This window comes from Pandoraea fibrosis, assembly GCF_000807775.2.
GTDB lineage: Bacteria > Pseudomonadota > Gammaproteobacteria > Burkholderiales > Burkholderiaceae > Pandoraea > Pandoraea fibrosis.
Map to the genome: position 1 here is coordinate 2,187,365 of NZ_CP047385.1, position 15,603 is coordinate 2,202,967.

At 63.5% G+C, this 15,603-nt stretch carries 15 protein-coding genes; 9 read left to right on the forward strand and 6 right to left on the reverse strand.

Translation table 11 applies throughout. From position 1 onward, the window contains the following. The first annotated feature begins 68 nt into the window (after window positions 1-68). Window positions 69-629 (forward strand): DUF4019 domain-containing protein, encoded by a 561-nt coding sequence (locus PI93_RS09790; RefSeq protein ID WP_052240828.1) that lies wholly within the window; start codon window positions 69-71, stop codon window positions 627-629. Window positions 630-671: 42 nt separating this feature from the next. On the opposite strand, the gene PI93_RS09795 is transcribed toward PI93_RS09790, so the two are convergent. Beyond that, window positions 672-1,277: a GntR family transcriptional regulator gene (locus tag PI93_RS09795; RefSeq protein ID WP_158453315.1), complete on the reverse strand. Its 606-nt coding sequence runs from the start codon at window positions 1,275-1,277 to the stop codon at window positions 672-674. 482 nt (window positions 1,278-1,759) lie between these two features. Beyond that, window positions 1,760-2,038, reverse strand: a complete 279-nt coding sequence (locus PI93_RS09800; protein WP_039372766.1) for a hypothetical protein — start codon at window positions 2,036-2,038, stop codon at window positions 1,760-1,762. Between the two features lie 143 nt (window positions 2,039-2,181). On the opposite strand from PI93_RS09800, the gene PI93_RS09805 reads away from it, so the two are divergent. Further along, entirely contained in the window at window positions 2,182-2,490 is a 309-nt protein-coding gene (locus PI93_RS09805) for a DUF4148 domain-containing protein (RefSeq protein WP_052240827.1), read from the forward strand. A 330-nt stretch (window positions 2,491-2,820) separates the two neighbouring features. Further along, window positions 2,821-3,930, forward strand: a complete 1,110-nt coding sequence (locus PI93_RS09810; protein WP_080759303.1) for an alpha/beta fold hydrolase — start codon at window positions 2,821-2,823, stop codon at window positions 3,928-3,930. A gap of 88 nt (window positions 3,931-4,018) precedes the next feature. On the opposite strand, the gene PI93_RS09815 is transcribed toward PI93_RS09810, so the two are convergent. Beyond that, entirely contained in the window at window positions 4,019-4,582 is a 564-nt protein-coding gene (locus PI93_RS09815; RefSeq protein WP_039372764.1) for a GNAT family N-acetyltransferase, read from the reverse strand. Beyond that, the gene (locus tag PI93_RS09820; RefSeq protein WP_039372762.1) at window positions 4,582-5,172 is read right to left on the reverse strand and encodes a helix-turn-helix domain-containing protein; all 591 of its coding nucleotides are present in this window, start codon (window positions 5,170-5,172) and stop codon (window positions 4,582-4,584) included. The genes PI93_RS09815 and PI93_RS09820 overlap by 1 nt, the downstream gene beginning before the upstream one ends. Before the next feature lie 91 nt (window positions 5,173-5,263). Between PI93_RS09820 and PI93_RS09825 the strand changes: the two genes are divergently transcribed. The 6 genes from PI93_RS09825 (at window position 5,264) to PI93_RS09850 (ending at window position 12,701) form a co-directional block, all read left to right on the forward strand. Beyond that, entirely contained in the window at window positions 5,264-5,767 is a 504-nt protein-coding gene (locus PI93_RS09825) for a GNAT family N-acetyltransferase (protein ID WP_039372759.1), read from the forward strand. Window positions 5,768-6,379: 612 nt separating this feature from the next. After that, window positions 6,380-9,343, forward strand: coding sequence for a xanthine dehydrogenase family protein molybdopterin-binding subunit (locus tag PI93_RS09830; RefSeq protein WP_039372757.1), 2,964 nt, complete (start codon window positions 6,380-6,382; stop codon window positions 9,341-9,343). After that, the gene (locus PI93_RS09835; RefSeq protein WP_039372755.1) at window positions 9,340-10,011 is read left to right on the forward strand and encodes a (2Fe-2S)-binding protein; all 672 of its coding nucleotides are present in this window, start codon (window positions 9,340-9,342) and stop codon (window positions 10,009-10,011) included. The genes PI93_RS09830 and PI93_RS09835 overlap by 4 nt, the downstream gene beginning before the upstream one ends. Window positions 10,012-10,171: 160 nt before the next feature. Continuing rightward, window positions 10,172-11,437, forward strand: coding sequence for a c-type cytochrome (locus tag PI93_RS09840; protein WP_039372882.1), 1,266 nt, complete (start codon window positions 10,172-10,174; stop codon window positions 11,435-11,437). A 46-nt stretch (window positions 11,438-11,483) separates the two neighbouring features. Further along, the gene (locus tag PI93_RS09845) at window positions 11,484-12,167 is read left to right on the forward strand and encodes a helix-turn-helix transcriptional regulator (RefSeq protein WP_039372752.1); all 684 of its coding nucleotides are present in this window, start codon (window positions 11,484-11,486) and stop codon (window positions 12,165-12,167) included. 159 nt (window positions 12,168-12,326) lie between these two features. Beyond that, a complete protein-coding gene (locus PI93_RS09850) occupies window positions 12,327-12,701 on the forward strand; it encodes a VOC family protein (protein ID WP_039372749.1) in 375 nt (124 codons plus the stop codon). Window positions 12,702-12,770: 69 nt separating this feature from the next. Here the strand turns inward: PI93_RS09850 and msrA are convergent, their stop codons facing one another. Further along, the gene (gene msrA, locus PI93_RS09855) at window positions 12,771-13,568 is read right to left on the reverse strand and encodes a peptide-methionine (S)-S-oxide reductase MsrA (protein ID WP_080759308.1); all 798 of its coding nucleotides are present in this window, start codon (window positions 13,566-13,568) and stop codon (window positions 12,771-12,773) included. A gap of 128 nt (window positions 13,569-13,696) precedes the next feature. After that, window positions 13,697-15,547 (reverse strand): cytochrome c biogenesis protein DipZ, encoded by a 1,851-nt coding sequence (locus PI93_RS09860; protein ID WP_039372746.1) that lies wholly within the window; start codon window positions 15,545-15,547, stop codon window positions 13,697-13,699. Window positions 15,548-15,603 lie beyond the last annotated feature (56 nt).

Genomic DNA, 15,603 nt, shown 5'->3' on the forward strand with positions numbered 1-15,603 from the left:
CCGCTGTGCGCGTTACACGCCAGTAGAATGATCGGGTTAGTCTTTTTCGTTTCAAGGAGTTTGCGTCAATGTCGACGACTCAGTTTTTCGCGTCACATCGTCCCCGTCGCTTTCGCCGTTTCGGTGTCTTGCGCGCTTTGGCGCTGGCCGCCGGCGTGATCGGTTGTCTGAGTGCTTTGCCGGTGCAGGCGCAACAGGAGCCATCGCAACGCCGCAAGACGCAGCCGCCGCTTTTTTCCATACCCGCCAGCGGCGTGACGGCGCCGGCCGCCGACATCAATCGCGACGTGCGCGCAGCGCTCGAGGGGGCCAACCTCTGGCTCGGACTCACCGATATCAATCGTGGGACGCAAAGCTGGGAGCAAGCTGCGCCGGTGTTTCAGCGCGCGATCTCGGCCGAAGACTGGGCGCAAAGCCTTCAGGCCGCGCGTTTGCCGCTGGGCAAAGTGAAGTCACGCAAGACCAAGGACGCGGTATTCACGCGCACGCTTCCGGGGCAGCCGGATGGTGAGTACGTCGTCATTCAGTACGACACGGTCTTCGAGAAGAAGGCCGAGGCCCATGAGATGGTGACGATGGTGTTCGGCATTGACAGCCGTTGGCGGGTGGCGGGCTATCTGGTGCGCTGAGGCCGATATTGATGGGCACCAGCCCTGTGACGCGTCGCGGCGTCAGCGCGGCAATGCGGGCTCGACGATGCCTCGCGTCGTCTCGACGTGCGCGCGCGCGATTTGCTCGGCCTGTTCCTCGTCGCGCGCGCGCAGGGCGGCGAGCAATGCGCGATGCTGGGCGTTGGTCGCGCTCAGCTGTTCGTCCGAGAACATCACGGGGATGCGCAACGCCCAGTAATAGAACTGCGTGCGTTCGTAAAACTGCGTCAACACCACGTTATCGGCGGCCTTCACGATCAGATCGTGAAATTCCGTGTTCAGGCGATTGATGGTCAGGCGTGGCAGATGACTGCCCGGCTCCATCTGCTCGATGAGTGCGGCCAGCGCTTCGCACACTTCCGGGGTGATTTTGCGCGCGGCGAGTCGCGCCGTTTCGGCTTCGATGGCCACACGGCTTTCGAAGATCGCATGGACTTGCAGATGGTCGATGCCCTGAACTTCCCAGCCGCGATTGCGGGCGATGAACCCCTCGCCTTGCAGGATGAGTAAGGCCTCACGTACCGGCGTGCGGCCAACACCGAGCCGCTGAATCAGATCGTCTTCGATGAGGCGCTGCCCCGGTCTGAGTTCCGACGCGAGAATCATGCTGCGGATTTTGGACCGCACTTCTCCAGTGATCAGGTTGCTGGGCGCTTTCATCCGATGCTTGTCTTCCATTGAGCGGCGCGCGCGCCGTGTACTTCGGCGAGACGCCGCAGCCATCCCCGGTGTCTCGGACACGGGCGGCCTTCAGCCGGCACCCCCATGCCGCAGCGGATTTTACCGAGTTTCTTTCCGCGCCTTCAAAACCCTTCCGGAGGACGTCAAAGCGATCGCAGTCATGCGTGCAGCGCATCAATGGTGTCCGATTTTGCGCAATTCTTTCGGTTTCCGAAGCGAGCGCTCGCTTATACGCACGTTTGAAGTGCTCGAAAAGTACCATAATGCCCGCTGTCACGGGGTTCGCGCTCACTCACTTGTGACGCACTTGTGATGTGAGTACCCACCGCCCTAGCGTTGCGGGCGCCGAAACATGCGTCGTGCGGGGGGCGGGCAGAAATAGTGAAGATGTGAAGCAGTGAGGGAGAATAACCACAGGTTCTCAAGGGTTATAGATCGGCATCGAGTTTCTTCTCAACGCACCAGATGCCACGTTCCCCGGTGGGTTTGAGTCGCCAGTGTTTGGCAGGAAGCTGCGTGCCGGCCACGGTCCGGTATGGCGCGACATCCAGTGTCAGCGAACCATCGGCGAAAGACTGATAGTGGCCGACGCTACCTGCGCCATCGCTGAATTCCAGAATGACATCGCCTGCCGGCGCCTTCGGCCCGTCGAGTGCTGTCAGTCTTGCCCCAGGGTAGAGATGGGTGTGGTGCACGTGAAATCGCATTCGCCCCTCTTGAGATCAATTATTGTTGATTTAGAAATAAACGATTATAAATCTTCGTATTTATTATCAAAGTGCGCACTAATAGACTGTAACTGTCGACGATGAATCAAGCATCGCCCCCTTCAATAGACAGGAGAAAGACCATGAAGCGCACACTTATTACCTCTGCTCTGATTTCCGCCATGCTGGCCGTGTCGGCCGGTTCGGCCTTTGCCAGCGATGCTTTCGACGGCCCGTCGGAGTTTTCGTGGGTGCCGCAAACCAGCGTGCTCACCCGTGCTCAGGTACGTGAAGAACTGATTCAAGCCCAGAAGGCGGGTCTCGTCGTTCAACACGATACCGTGTATCCGAAGGCAGCGCCCAGCGCCCAACCGGCAACGCCCGCCGCGCCGGTGACGGCCGGCTCGGTCGGTGGCCTGCAACGCGCCGGCACGACCTACTTCGGTAACTAAGCCTCACCACGGCACGCGTGGCCGCCCCGGATTGCCGGGCGCCACCGCGTGCCGCTTGCATTGCGGCGTTGACGTTCCTTTCGGGAACGCCGACGCCGGAGTCCAGACCGTTTGACATCTCATCGCGATCTCTCGGCATCGTTCGCGATCCCGAAGGGAACGCCGCTGATCTTCTGCTGGCTCCTGTCGCTGTGCGTGGTTTCATGCACAGGACTTTCCCGTCGCGCTTGCGGCGGGCTTTTTGCGTGGCCCTCATGAGGGAAGACAGCGTGGCACAATCGACCCATTCTGTTTTGTGCCACTTCGCGTGCTACGGCACGCCTCTCTCCCATGACGTCATTGCTTCGCCAGTGCATGCGCCGTGTGTCGCAACAAACCGTTGCAACGCTACGTGCAGGTGCCTTCGTCAGCCTCATCTCCCTTGGGGTTTCGAACGCCGCCCTGATCGCCGCGCCCGCGCGCGCCGCAGACCCCGCATCGGACAACGCCCAAAGCAATGCCGGTCCGGCCTACGGTCCCGAGTTGCAGGGCTTCGACTATCCCTATCCGGTCAACCGGTTCGACTTCACGTCGCAGCGCCTGCCGCTGCATATGGCGTATCTCGATGTGAAACCCGCGCAGGCCAACGGACGAACCGTCGTGCTGCTGCACGGCAAGAATTTCTGTGCCGCGACCTGGCGAGAGACCATCGATACGTTGGCCGGGGCGGGCTATCGCGTGATTGCGCCGGATCAGATCGGCTTCTGCAAGTCGAGCAAGCCGGCTCAGTATCAATACAGCTTCCAGCAACTCGCCAACAACACGCATGCGCTGCTGGCTTCGCTGGGCATCAAGACAGCGACCATCGTGGGCCATTCGACGGGCGGCATGCTGGCCGTGCGCTATGCGCTGATGTATCCGAACGAGACGCAGCAACTCGTGCTCGTCAATCCGATCGGTCTGGAAGACTGGAAGGCATTGGGCGTGCCGTCGAAGACGGTGGACGAATGGTATGACCGCGAGCTGCGCACCACGGCGGCGGGCATTCGCCGTTACGAGCAGGCCACGTACTACGCCGGACAATGGAGTGATCGCTACGAACCGTGGGTGCAGATGCTGGCGGGAATGTATCGAGGACAGGGCAAGCGCATCGTTGCGTGGAACTCGGCGTTGCTCTACGACATGATCTATACGCAACCGGTGGTGTACGAACTGGGTTTGATTCGCGTGCCGACGCTGTTGCTCATCGGTGATAAGGACACGACCGCCATCGGCAAGGATTTTTCTCCGCCGGAAGTGCAGGCCCGGATTGGACACTACCCCGCGCTCGCGAAGGCGACGCAAGCCGCCATTCCCGGCGCGACGCTCGTGGAGTTCCCAGAACTGGGTCACGCGCCGCAAATGCAGGATCCGGCGACGTTCCACAAAGCGCTGCTCAGCGGTCTGGCGGCGCTGCACTAAGCGGTCATTCAGGCCGCCGTGGTGGATGCCGCGCCACGCGCATTGGCGTTACGCCACGTTTCGCCGCGCGTGGGGCGTCGCGGACGCGTCAGAGGTGCTTGTAGTAGAACGTGGTGGCGCAGAACGCACCGTCGGGCATGAGCGCGAATTTCGGCACATCGCCCGCGCGCTGCCAGCCGCTGCGCTGGTAAAGCCGTTCGGCATCGCCGCCGGTCACGGTGTCGAGGACCAGCACATGACGGCCTTCGTCGCGCGCCACGTCGTCGATGGCTGCCATCAACCGCTGTGCAACGCCCTGACGCCGCGCCGAACGCTGCACGAGCATCTTTGCCACGTCTGCGCGATGCGGCTGGTTCTCGGGCAGATCGAGAACCAGTTGTACCGTGCCGACGATATCGCCATCGTTCGCCTCCTCATCCGACACACCCGATGCACGCCGGCGCGCTACGAGCAGCGCGCGCTCACCACGCGCCACGCTGTCGGCCACCTTGCGCCAGAACGCGGCGGCGCGCTCGCGCGTGAGCGGCAGCATGAAGCTCACCGATGCGCCGCCTTCCACGCAATCGATGAGCACATCGGTGAGTGCTTCGACGGCCGCGAGGGCTTGCGTGCCGTCGAGTCGTTGCAGGGCGATGGACGACGAAGCTGACATCACTGAGATCTCCTTGGCGCAACGAACGGCAACGTGACGAGCCCGACGAGATAATGCGCGCTCACCGACGTCGGGTTATGGAAGCCGATCGGTTGATCGAGCCGCATGGCCAGACAATCGCCGGTATCGAGCCGCCATGTGGCGTCGCCCAGCGTGATTTCGATGGTGCCGTCGATCATCCAGATCTGCTGCCAGACTTCGTTGTCCCGTGCGCCGGTGTCGTAGGCGACGCGCTCGCCTGCCGGGAATTGCACTTCGACGAATTGCAGCGGCGACGGTTGCGCCGGCGAAAGATTGCGTCTCACGTAACCCGAATCCGGATCGGTCCACACCGGCTGATCGGCGTGGCGCGCGAGTGGCGAGGGCGGTGCGTCTTCCGGCGTGTGAGTATCGAACAGCGAGGCGAGCGTGACATCGAGCGCGGTGGCAAGCTTGTCGAGCACATTGGCCGTCGGGCTGGTCTGCGCACGCTCGATGAGCGAGATGCTCGAACGGCTGACGCCGCTGCGCTCGGCCAGAGTGTCGAGGGAATAGCCGCGCTCGCTGCGCAGATCGCGCACACGGCGGGCGATGCGTTCGTTGATATCCATGTCGTCCAGTCTACTGGAAATTAATTTCCAGTAAAATAGATAACATCGTTCACACCGTCATCCACGCTTCTTTGCTTGCGGGACCCACCAAATGACTTCCTCGTTCATTGTTCGCGATGCTACCGACGCCGACCTCGCCGCCATTCGCGACATTTATAACGATGCCGTCGAGCACACGACCGCCATCTGGAACGACGTGCTCGTGGACATCGACAATCGGCGCGAGTGGTTAGCGGCACGCGTCGCGCGTGGATTTCCGGTGATCGTGGCCGAGCGCGACGGCAAGGTCGCCGGGTATGCCTCGTTCGGCGACTGGCGCGCCTTCGACGGCTATCGCCATACCGTCGAGCATTCGATTTATGTCGACAAGCACACGCGTGGCGGCGGCATAGGCGAGACACTCATGCGCGCACTGATCGAACGTGCACGCGCGCTTGGCATTCACGTGATGATCGCGAGCATCGAAGCGCAGAACGCGCCGTCGATTCGTCTGCACGAAAAGCTTGGCTTCCGCATGGTCGGCACGTTCAAAGAAGTCGGCACGAAGTTCGGCCGCTGGCTCGACCTGACGTGCATGGAACTGCATATCGATTGAATGGATTGAACGGATTGAACGGAGCCGAACGCTCGGAAGATTGGGTGTGCAGACACAAAAAAAGCCGCACTGCACCATCCATTCGATGCCGCTATGTCTCGTCCGATATAGCGGCATTTCTCATCGGGAATGGGCGGTATCACGCGATTCGAATATCGCCCGCTCTCCCCCGCTAAGTCGTGTGCAATGCGCGACATTTTGCGGATTTTCTCCCGCATTTGCGGCATGAACGACCTTGTCATTCCCATCATGGCCGTGTAGCCTTGGCACGTCCGGTGTCACTCATGAAGCGTGTTCGCATAGAACTTCACGAGCGCATCACGGCAGGTGAATGTCACGCATTGTGAACATGCATCGTGGGTCGATGACGAGAAGTCCGACGTTGCGGCCCCGTGAGCGTTGCAGTGCCGTCTTGTAGTTCGCGAGCTTTGTGATCGTGATACGTCCCCCCAAAACAAGACGGACGGAACGCTTATGCCGCGCCTGCCAAGAAAACACTGTCCTCCTGCGGCTGTGTCGAGCGATGACGCTCGTCCTGACGCCGCTTGCGAATTTCCCGAATCCTCCCAGTCTTCCCGAACGCAGAGTCCCGATGCGGCGCCCGGCTTCGCGATGTCGCGTCGCGGGTTCCTCAAGGCGTCGGTCATCGCGGGCATCTCCGTGTACATCGCGCCGTTGGGCAGCCGTGCATTTGCCGCGCTGTTCGAGGACAAGAACCTCACGCCCGTCGCGTGGGACGCCGCCAAGGGGCAAGCCAAATTCCGCATCGACGGCACCGCCAAGGTGACCGGCGCCAAGATCTTTGCGCGCGACGTGCGCTCGCGCGACATGCCGGGCTGGCCCGCCCAGCAGGCCCACGCGTTTGTGTTGCGTGTGACGCGTGCGGATCGCCCATACCTCGGTTTCGATCTCTCGCGTCTGGATGACGATCTGCAACCGGATCGCGTGGTGACCGCCGACGATCTCGCGCGCGACGGTGTGGCATTCCCCGAGTTCTACGGCGACGACATGTTGCTGCCCGCAGGCAAGACGCCGGCGTATCTCGGCCATGCGGTGGCGATCCTGATCTATCGCGATTTCGCGCGCTTCCGTTTCGCCAAGGACAAGCTCAAGTTCCACGACGAGATCATTCGCTACGGCGACGTGACGGGGCCGCTCGAGCGTGACCCGTGGGGTAGCTTCCGTTATGTGCGCGTGGGGGGCAAAACGGCCTACGACGACGACGTCTATTCGAGTCTGAAGGACGCGCCGATCTTCCCGAGCATGATGCGCAAGCACCTGCCTGTCTGGCCCGATGGCAACGACCACGGCAAGCTCGACGAGCAAGGCATGGCGTATGCCGGCAAGATCGGGGCGTCGCTCGCGCAGCCGCCCGCGAACTGGCTGGTGATGTCGCGCGAGTACCGCACGCAGTCGGTCGATACGGCGGCACTCGAGCCGGATAACGCCAACTGCTGGTACGACGCCGGCACGCAAACGCTGCACATGGTCGTGCCCACGCAATCGCCCTCCGAAGTTGCCGAAAACGCAGCGGCGATGGCGGCCAAGGGCCACTTCCCGGTCAAGCGCCTGATCGTCTACCCGTGCTACACGGTGGGCTATGGCTCGAAGGACCACTACAACATGCCGTTCTACGGGCTGGCCGCTGCGATGTATGGCGATGGCTTGCCGGTGCGCCTCGCCAACGACCGCTACGAACAGTTCCAGACATCGCTCAAGCGGCACGCGTTCACCATGCGGTATCGCATCGGTGTCGACAAGGAAAGCGGCTTGCTTCAGGCGTTTACGGCCGACATGGAGTGCAACGGCGGCGGACGGATGAACTTCTCGCCGTCGGTGGCGATGGTGGGGGCGACAGCCGCCCAGTCGATCTATTACTTCCCCCAGAGCGATCTGGCGAGCGTGGCGATTGCCTCGCGTGCGATCGACGCCGGTTCGGCGCGCGGTTACGGCACGTTGCAGTCGATGGCCGCCACCGAAATGATGATCGATGAGATGGCGGCGCAACTGGGCGTCGATGCCATCGATTTCCGTCTCAAGAACGCGCTGCGCTCGGGCATGAAGAACACGCAGGGGGCGATCCCGGCGGGGGCGGTGCGCGTAGACGAAGTGCTCGCGCGTGCCAAGGCCCATCCGTTGTGGACGCAGCGCGACAAGAAGAAGGCGGAGTACGAGGCTGCGCATCCCGGACATCGCTACGGCGTGGGTTTTGCCTGTGTGCAAAAGGACTTCGGCACCGGTGCCGAGACCTCGTTCGCACGCGTCGAAATCGATGAGACCGGCAAGATTTCGCTGCATCACACGGCGGCCGAGATCGGCACGGGGGTATCGACGTCGCAGGCGGTCGCTGTGGCGAAATGGCTGGGCATGCCTGCTACGGACGTGCACATCGCGATCACCGACTGGCCGGAGCTGCCTGTCGTGACGAGCGGCGATCCGTATCTGATGTCGCAGGCCGATCAGGACAAGCTGGCGGCGAACCCGCGTTGGTCGCCGGGGTATGCATCGCCATCGAGCGCCACGAATTCGGCGTTCTATTTCACGCACAGCACGCGCGAAGCGGCGCGATTGTTGTTCTTGCAGGGCTTGTGGCCGGCGGCGCTGTCGATCTGGCGTCGTGGACTCGGCGGCGGTCAGGCGGCCCCGCTCGTGGTACGCGCGGAAGACGCCCGCTGGGTCGAGGGCAAGCTCTCGGCCGCCGGGCTCGAAGCGCTGCCATTGCCCATGCTCGCGAAGACGGCACACGAGTTGGGACTGGTGACCGGCGCAACGGTGCACGTCTTCAATCGCTGGCAGTGGGCGGAAGCCGATTGGGATCTGGGCGATGGTGTGACGCAGCGGCTGCCGGTCGACGGCATTGCGCTGCGCTTCGGCAAGGGCGTTGCGAATGGCGCGTCGGCCGCCGGGCAAACGCCTGCCACGCAGACGCCTACGGCGAAAGCGGCTCATCGTAGTGGCAATGCTCCTGCGAAATCCGCGTCTGCGGCGGCTGCCGCGGCGGGCAAGGGGACAACGGGAACTAAGGGAGCGGCCGACATACAGGTTGCAGCGCCCACACCGGGCACCGGCTACCGCACGATCGATCGCAAGCGCGTGTATTACCCGCCGGTGCAGCGTAACAACGCGGCGGTGACGTACTACAGCGCGGTAGGCACGCTCGTGGAGTTGTCGGTGCACGAGGCCACGGGCAAGGTCGAACTGCTCACGCACCATTCCATCATGGAGTGCGGCAACCAGATTTCGCCGCAACTCGTTTCGGGCCAGTTGCAGGGGGGACTCGCGATGGGCATCGGTCATGCATTGCACGAGTACTTGCCGCTGTATGAAGACGGTCCGGGCAATGGCACGTGGAACTTCAATCGCTATCACTTGCCGCGCGCGGTCGACGTCGCGGTGTGGACGCAAACGGGCGAAGTGTTGCCGCCGATCTCCGAGACGGATGTGCCCAAGGGCATCGCAGAAGTGGTGATGATCCCCGTGGTGGGAGCGATTGTGAACGGCCTCGCGCATGCGATCGGCCATCGATTTACGGATTTGCCGGTGACACCGGAGAAGATCCAGGAGGTACTGGCATGACGGACGTTTCGAGCGCACCGCAAGCCGCGTCGGACGCCACGGCGACGACGGGCGCGGGACAGAACATGAGCGGCGCGAGCGCTGCATCGGCAGCACCGGCAGCGTCGGCGAGCGGCAGGCAGCCGTGGGAAACGCTGCCGGTGACCGTGAAGGTCAACGGCGAATCGCATGGGCCGGTGGACGTGCCGGCGGGGCTGATGATGATCGACTTCCTGCACGAGACGCTGGGACTCACGGGGTCGCGTCTGGGCTGCGGGCAGGGCATCTGCCACGCGTGCGTGGTGATCGTCGATCACGCAGACGGCAGCAGCGAGACCGTGCGTACCTGTATCACCGGCGCGAATTACTTCGACGGCAAGACCGTTCGCACGGTGGAAGGGCATGCGGTGCGCGATGCCGACGGCAAGCTCACGCTCGCGCCGATCCAGCAGGCGTTTCTCGATCACTTCAGCTTCCAGTGCGGCTACTGCACGCCGGGCTTCGTGAATGCGGCGACGGTGTTGATCGAGGGGCTCAAGCGCAATCCGGTCGCGCGCGCCGATCTCGAGGCCGCGATCACGGCGGGGCTGAACGATCAGATTTGCCGGTGTACGGGTTATGTGCGCTACTACGAGGCCGTGCGTGACGTCATCTTGAAGACGCCCGGTTGTCTCAAGGATGCGAAATGAAGGACGCGAAATGAGGGGATATGCCATGAGCCTGAATCGCGTCACCCGATGGAGTGCGCGTGCGGCATGGGTTGCCGCAGTGCTGCTCGTTGCCGCGTGCAACGATTCGAGCACGCCCAAGCCTCCGGCGCCTGCGCAGCCGCCGACGCCGAAGACGTCGATGATGCCGTCTCTCGTCACGAGCGCGATGGCGGCAGACGGACCTAACGCTACCGCGTCGGCGGCCAGCGGTGCAGCGGCGTCTGCCGCACCGGCAGCTCCGGCAGCACCGACATCTGCGCCGTCGGCCAACGCGTCTTCCGAACTGATCGCTCGCGGCAAGTATCTGGCGCGTGCGGCTGACTGTGCGGCGTGCCATACGAGTGCGCAGGGCGCGCCGTTCGCGGGCGGTGTGCCGCTCAAGTCGCCGTTCGGCACGTTCTACGGCACGAACATCACACCGGACAAGACGAACGGCATTGGCGGCTGGACATCGGACGATTTCTACCGCGCGTTGCACGACGGTGTGGCGCCGGACAAGGCGTTGTATCCGGCCATGCCGTACACGTCGTATCGCCAGATGACCCGTGCGGACAGCGACGCGATCTATGCGTATCTGATGTCGGTGAAGCCGGCGGCGGTGCCCAACCGCAAGCACGAGCTTTCGTTCCCGTACAACATGCGTTTTGGCATGCGGGTGTGGGACTGGATGTTCCTGAAGGACACGTTGCCCGACGCGTCGAAGGGGCAATCGGCCGACTGGCTGCGCGGACGCTATCTCGCCAACGCGCTGGGTCACTGCGCGGAATGTCATACGCCGCGCGGCACGTTCGGTCAGTTGGACAACGCAAAGCCGCTTGGCGGTGCAGCGCTCGCGCGTATTGCCGCGCCCGATCTGACGCCCGAGGCGCTCGCCGCGCGCGGCTGGACGGTGAAGGATCTGCAAACGTTCTTCGGCACGGGGATCGCGCCGCAAGGCTCGGCGTTCGGCGAGATGTATCCGGTAGTGCATCTGAGTACGCAATACCTCACGCCTGACGATCTGCGTTCGTTGTCGACGTATCTGCTGGGCGATGCTGCGCCGGCGCCGAAGCCGTTGCCGGACAATCCCGACACGAGCAAGCTGACGGCGGGCCGCAATCTGTATCTCGCCGTTTGCGCGGGATGTCACGCTGCCGATGGCACGGGCAAGCCGCACGTCGCGGTGTCGATGCTGGGGAATTCGACGGTGCGTCAAAAGGACCCGCGCAATCTGATCGTCGCGATCCTCGACGGCATCGAGCCGCAGAAATTCCCGAGGCTTGAGGCGATGCAGGATATGCCCGGCTTCGATAAGCGGCTCACCGACGCGCAGATTGCCGAGTTGAGCAATTACCTGCGCGTGGCCTACGGCGGGCAGGCGGGCGACGTGAACTCCGAGATCGTCAAGCAACTGCGCCAGAAGTAATCGGGTGCCTCACCTCGCGGATCGGCATGGCGCATAATGACGCGCCATGTCCCGCACACAACGTCTCTTCTCCCTGATGCAGTTGCTGCGCCGCCACCGTTACCCGGTGGCGGGCGCGGCGCTGGCCGACTCGCTTGGCGTGAGTCTGCGCACGCTCTACCGGGACATCGCGGTATTGCAGGCGCAGGGCGCGCACATCGAGGGGGCGCCAGGACTGGGCTACGTGCTCAAACCGGGGTTTCTCCTGCCACCGCTGATGTTCTCGGAGGAGGAGATCGAGGCCATCGTGCTGGGGTCGCGCTGGGTGGCCAAGCGCACCGACGGCGCGCTGGCCGAAGCGGCGGCGAATGCGCTGGCCAAGATCGCGGCGGTGCTCCCGTCGGATCTGCGCACGTCGCTCGAGGCGTCGACATTGCTCATCGGCCCGGGCGACCCGCTGCCGCCGATGATTGTCGATCTGACCGTCATTCGCGAGGCCATTCGTGCCGAGCGCAAACTCCAGTTGTCCTATCGTGATGAAGCGGGGCGTGTGTCCGAGCGCCTCATCTGGCCGTTCGCGCTGGGTTTCTTCGACCGTGTGCGCATGATCGTTGCGTGGTGCGAACTGCGTGACGGCTTTCGCCACTTCCGTGCGGATCGGATCGAAGCCATGACCGTGACCGAAACGCGCTACCCGCGCGGGCGGCGAGCATTGCTCAAAGCATGGCGCGAAACGACCAGCAGACAGTGATGTGCGCGGGTCTGGGCGGTGTTTCGAATGGCCGTTCGGCTACTGACAAAAACTGACAGCATCTCTCCTTACGATGGCATCCATGACAACGCGAGCCGGCACCCGAAATTCAGGGCCGGCGTGGCGGGTGTCATTGACAACAATCGACAGGAGCTAGTCATGCTGCATCCGAACATGGTCAATCTGTATGTTGCGAGTCCCCCCGAGAGTGCGGCGTTTTATGCCGATCTGTTCGACCTGGAACCGGTCGAAGCGTCGCCCGGATTCGCGCTGTTCGTATTGCCCTCGGGGATGAAGCTGGGCTTGTGGGCGCGTTTTGCGGTGGCGCCGACGGCCATCGCGCCGCCGGGCGGCAGCGAAATCGTGATGCCGGTGGCGTCCAACGCCCATGTGGATGCCACCTGGGAAGACTGGAGCGCCCGGGGCATCACCATCGTGCAGGCGCCGACAACGATGGACTTCGGCCGCACGTTCGTGGCGTCCGATCCCGACGGTCATCGTCTGCGCGTGTACAAGCTCGCTGAGAGTCGGTGATGCCTTGGGGCGAGAGTGAACCGCGGGCGTCCATGCGTTCACCCTCGCCGCGCTTGCTGCGGTGACGCCTTACTTCGTGGACGCCGTCTTCACGAGCACGGGGGTGTCGCGATACAGCGAGGGGAACAGACGCTTGAGATCGTTCACCTTCGGCAAATCGTTGATGACGATGTACGGATACGTCGGGTGCTCGGTCAGAAAGTCCTGATGATAGGTCTCGGCTGCATAGAAGCCGGTGTACTTCTCGACCTTGGTTGCGATAGGTTTGCGGTAGACGTGCGAGGCGTCGAGCTGAGCGATGTAGGCATTGGCGACATTACGCTGTGCATCGGTCATCGGGAACACGGCCGAGCGGTATTGCGTGCCGCTGTCGGGCCCCTGACGGTTGAGCTCGGTCGGGTTGTGCGCCACGGAGAAGTAGATCTGCAGCAGCTTCCCGTAAGAGACTTGCTGCGGATCGAACGTGACTTCGACCGATTCGGCGTGGCCCGTCGCCCCGCCGCTGACCGTTTCGTAATCGGCGGTTTTTGCCGTGCCGCCGGCGTAACCCGACACGGCTTTCGTCACGCCCTTCACATGCTGGAACACCCCCTGCACGCCCCAAAAGCAGCCCCCCGCGAACACCGCCGTTTCGGTGCGGGCGCCCGTGGCGGGTTCGTCGAGTTTCGGTGCGGCGATGACGACCGCCGCTTCGGCGCCGCCGAACGCATAAGCGCCGACTTGCCAGACGAGCACGCCCGCAATGGCCGCCGCGGCGCCGAGCAGCACGCGGCGAATGCGTGAGAGGGGAGATAGGAAGCGGCGCGAAGACTGGCCCGGCGTATCGCCGCGCGATTGCGACGGGTGATGCGGATCGAATTGAGGCATTTGAAAACTCCCGGCGTCTGTCGACGCCTCGGTGGAAATATCAATATCAATGGCAATGGAGATTCGACGCGGGTTCTGTGCGGCGGGCATCAGATCGTGAGGTCGACCGGGCGGGCTCGCACGCGGACTCAACCAAACGTAAAGGCATAAGCCGACACCCCCGAATCGAGAAACTCGATGGTGAACGTCCGGTCGCTCACATCGCCCGACTGGCGCACCAACTGGTACAGGCGTTGCGAGGTCACGGTGCCGGTGCCGTCGGCAGCGACGTCGGTGCCATGAGCGGCGCCGGGCGCCTGACCGTCGACGCTCACGCGAAAGCGCACAGGTTTTCCGCTGACATCGGGGCCGAGCACCAGATGCAGATCGCGGGCATGGAAGCGGTAGACGATGCGTGCCCCCGCCTGAGTGGCCGTCGCTTGTTCCGCTCCAACGCGCCAGCCACCGGCCAGTCCCCATTGGTTGAGCGACGGTGCCGATGGCGCGCGATAGTCCGTGGCCTGATCGCGCACGGCACCGCCCGGAGAGGCGAAGTGATCGGCGCGCTCGTAACCGACATACGTTTCCGGCGAACCGACGTCGCGCATATCGGCGGCTTGCTGAACGCCGTTGGCCTGAACGTCGGCGATCCCTCCTGCGACCTGCTTGGCACCGGCTTCGCGCAACAGTTGTTGGATCACGCGCTCCGATTCGGCGTAATTGCCTTCGCCAAAGTGGTGGTAACGCATGCGACCCTGTGCGTCGATGAAGTAGTGCGCAGGCCAGTACTGGTTGTTGAAACCGCGCCAGATGGCGTAGTTGTTGTCGATGGCGACCGGGTAGTCGACACCGAGATCGTGTACGGCCTTCTTTACGTTGCCGATATCGCGCTCGAACGCAAACTCGGGGGCATGCACGCCGATGACCACGAGACCCTGATCGCGATATTTCTCCGCCCATGCCTTCACATACGGCAGCGTGCGCAGGCAGTTGATGCAGGAGTACGTCCAGAAGTCGATGAGCACGACCTTGCCGCGCAGGGCTTGAGCGGTGAGCGGCGGCGAGTTCAGCCATTGCACTGCGCCGTCGAGCGAGGGCAATTGTCCTTCGACCGGTAGCGGAGCTGGCGCATCGACGGCCGCAAGCATCATTGCGTTGCCGGTGGCGGTCATGGCCGCGCCTGCGCCGGCCTGATCGGTTGCCGGGGTAGGTGGTGCGGGCGTCGTCGCGTTGACATTGGCCGCATCGTTACGGCGAGCCCCGAGCTGTTCCACGAGCTTTTGTTCGATGCCCCCCGTCGAGGCCGTCGAGACCTGCGCGAGCACGCCGGTGTCGAGGCCGAATGCGATCGCGGCAACGCCTGCGAGCATCAATCCGCCAAGCACGCGGCGAATCCACTCGCCTGCGCCGAGCGAGCGCTTCATGGCGGCGAACACACGTCCGCCGACGAGCAGTGCCAGCGCGAGCGACGTGGCCGCGCCTGCGGCGTAAGCGACCAGCAGCAGCGTCGTGCCAACACTGGCGCCTTGCAGCGCAGCGCCCGTGAGCACCAGACCGAGAATCGGGCCGGCGCATGGCGCCCAGAGCAGGCCGGTGGCGATACCCAGCAGGAATGAGGCACCGGGGCGGGGGCCGGACGCTGTGTCGCCGGCGATCGTGCCGTCACTTTGCGCGGACTGCGACAGACGGTCGCCCAGCGACACGAGCGGATGCGTGAGTCGTTCGGCGAGTTTCGGGAAGAGCAGTGTGGCGCCGAAAAGGGCGACCAGCGCGAGCGCGAGCCAACGGCCGTATTGATTGGCCTGCACGACCCAGCTACCGCCCACGGCTGCGAGCGTCGCGACCAGCGCGAACATCAACACCATGCCGGCGAGCATGGGCAGCACGCTGCGCGAGAAGGATTGGCCGGCGCGCGAGAAGACGAACGGCAGCACCGGCAGAATGCACGGACTGACGATTGTCAGAATCCCGCCGAGATAGGCAAGGATGAGCAAGGTCATGAAGCACTCCTGAAGCAGCGCCCGATCACCGGGCGGCGCGGATGTGAATGGGTTGG

Excerpts from the sequence above, each read along its gene's own strand:
- PI93_RS09790 (WP_052240828.1), top strand. The coding sequence starts at position 69 with ATGTCGACGACTCAGTTTTTCGCGTCACATCGTCCCCGTCGCTTTCGC.
- PI93_RS09840 (WP_039372882.1), top strand. The coding sequence starts at position 10,172 with ATGATGCCGTCTCTCGTCACGAGCGCGATGGCGGCAGACGGACCTAAC.
- PI93_RS09835 (WP_039372755.1), top strand. The coding sequence starts at position 9,340 with ATGACGGACGTTTCGAGCGCACCGCAAGCCGCGTCGGACGCCACGGCG.
- PI93_RS09825 (WP_039372759.1), top strand. The coding sequence starts at position 5,264 with ATGACTTCCTCGTTCATTGTTCGCGATGCTACCGACGCCGACCTCGCC.
- PI93_RS09820 (WP_039372762.1), bottom strand. The coding sequence starts at position 5,172 with ATGGATATCAACGAACGCATCGCCCGCCGTGTGCGCGATCTGCGCAGC.
- PI93_RS09810 (WP_080759303.1), top strand. The coding sequence starts at position 2,821 with ATGACGTCATTGCTTCGCCAGTGCATGCGCCGTGTGTCGCAACAAACC.
- PI93_RS09830 (WP_039372757.1), top strand. The coding sequence starts at position 6,380 with ATGTCGCGTCGCGGGTTCCTCAAGGCGTCGGTCATCGCGGGCATCTCC.
- PI93_RS09845 (WP_039372752.1), top strand. The coding sequence starts at position 11,484 with ATGTCCCGCACACAACGTCTCTTCTCCCTGATGCAGTTGCTGCGCCGC.
- PI93_RS09850 (WP_039372749.1), top strand. The coding sequence starts at position 12,327 with ATGCTGCATCCGAACATGGTCAATCTGTATGTTGCGAGTCCCCCCGAG.
- PI93_RS09815 (WP_039372764.1), bottom strand. The coding sequence starts at position 4,582 with ATGTCAGCTTCGTCGTCCATCGCCCTGCAACGACTCGACGGCACGCAA.
- PI93_RS09805 (WP_052240827.1), top strand. The coding sequence starts at position 2,182 with ATGAAGCGCACACTTATTACCTCTGCTCTGATTTCCGCCATGCTGGCC.
- PI93_RS09860 (WP_039372746.1), bottom strand. The coding sequence starts at position 15,547 with ATGACCTTGCTCATCCTTGCCTATCTCGGCGGGATTCTGACAATCGTC.
- PI93_RS09800 (WP_039372766.1), bottom strand. The coding sequence starts at position 2,038 with ATGCGATTTCACGTGCACCACACCCATCTCTACCCTGGGGCAAGACTG.
- msrA (WP_080759308.1), bottom strand. The coding sequence starts at position 13,568 with ATGCCTCAATTCGATCCGCATCACCCGTCGCAATCGCGCGGCGATACG.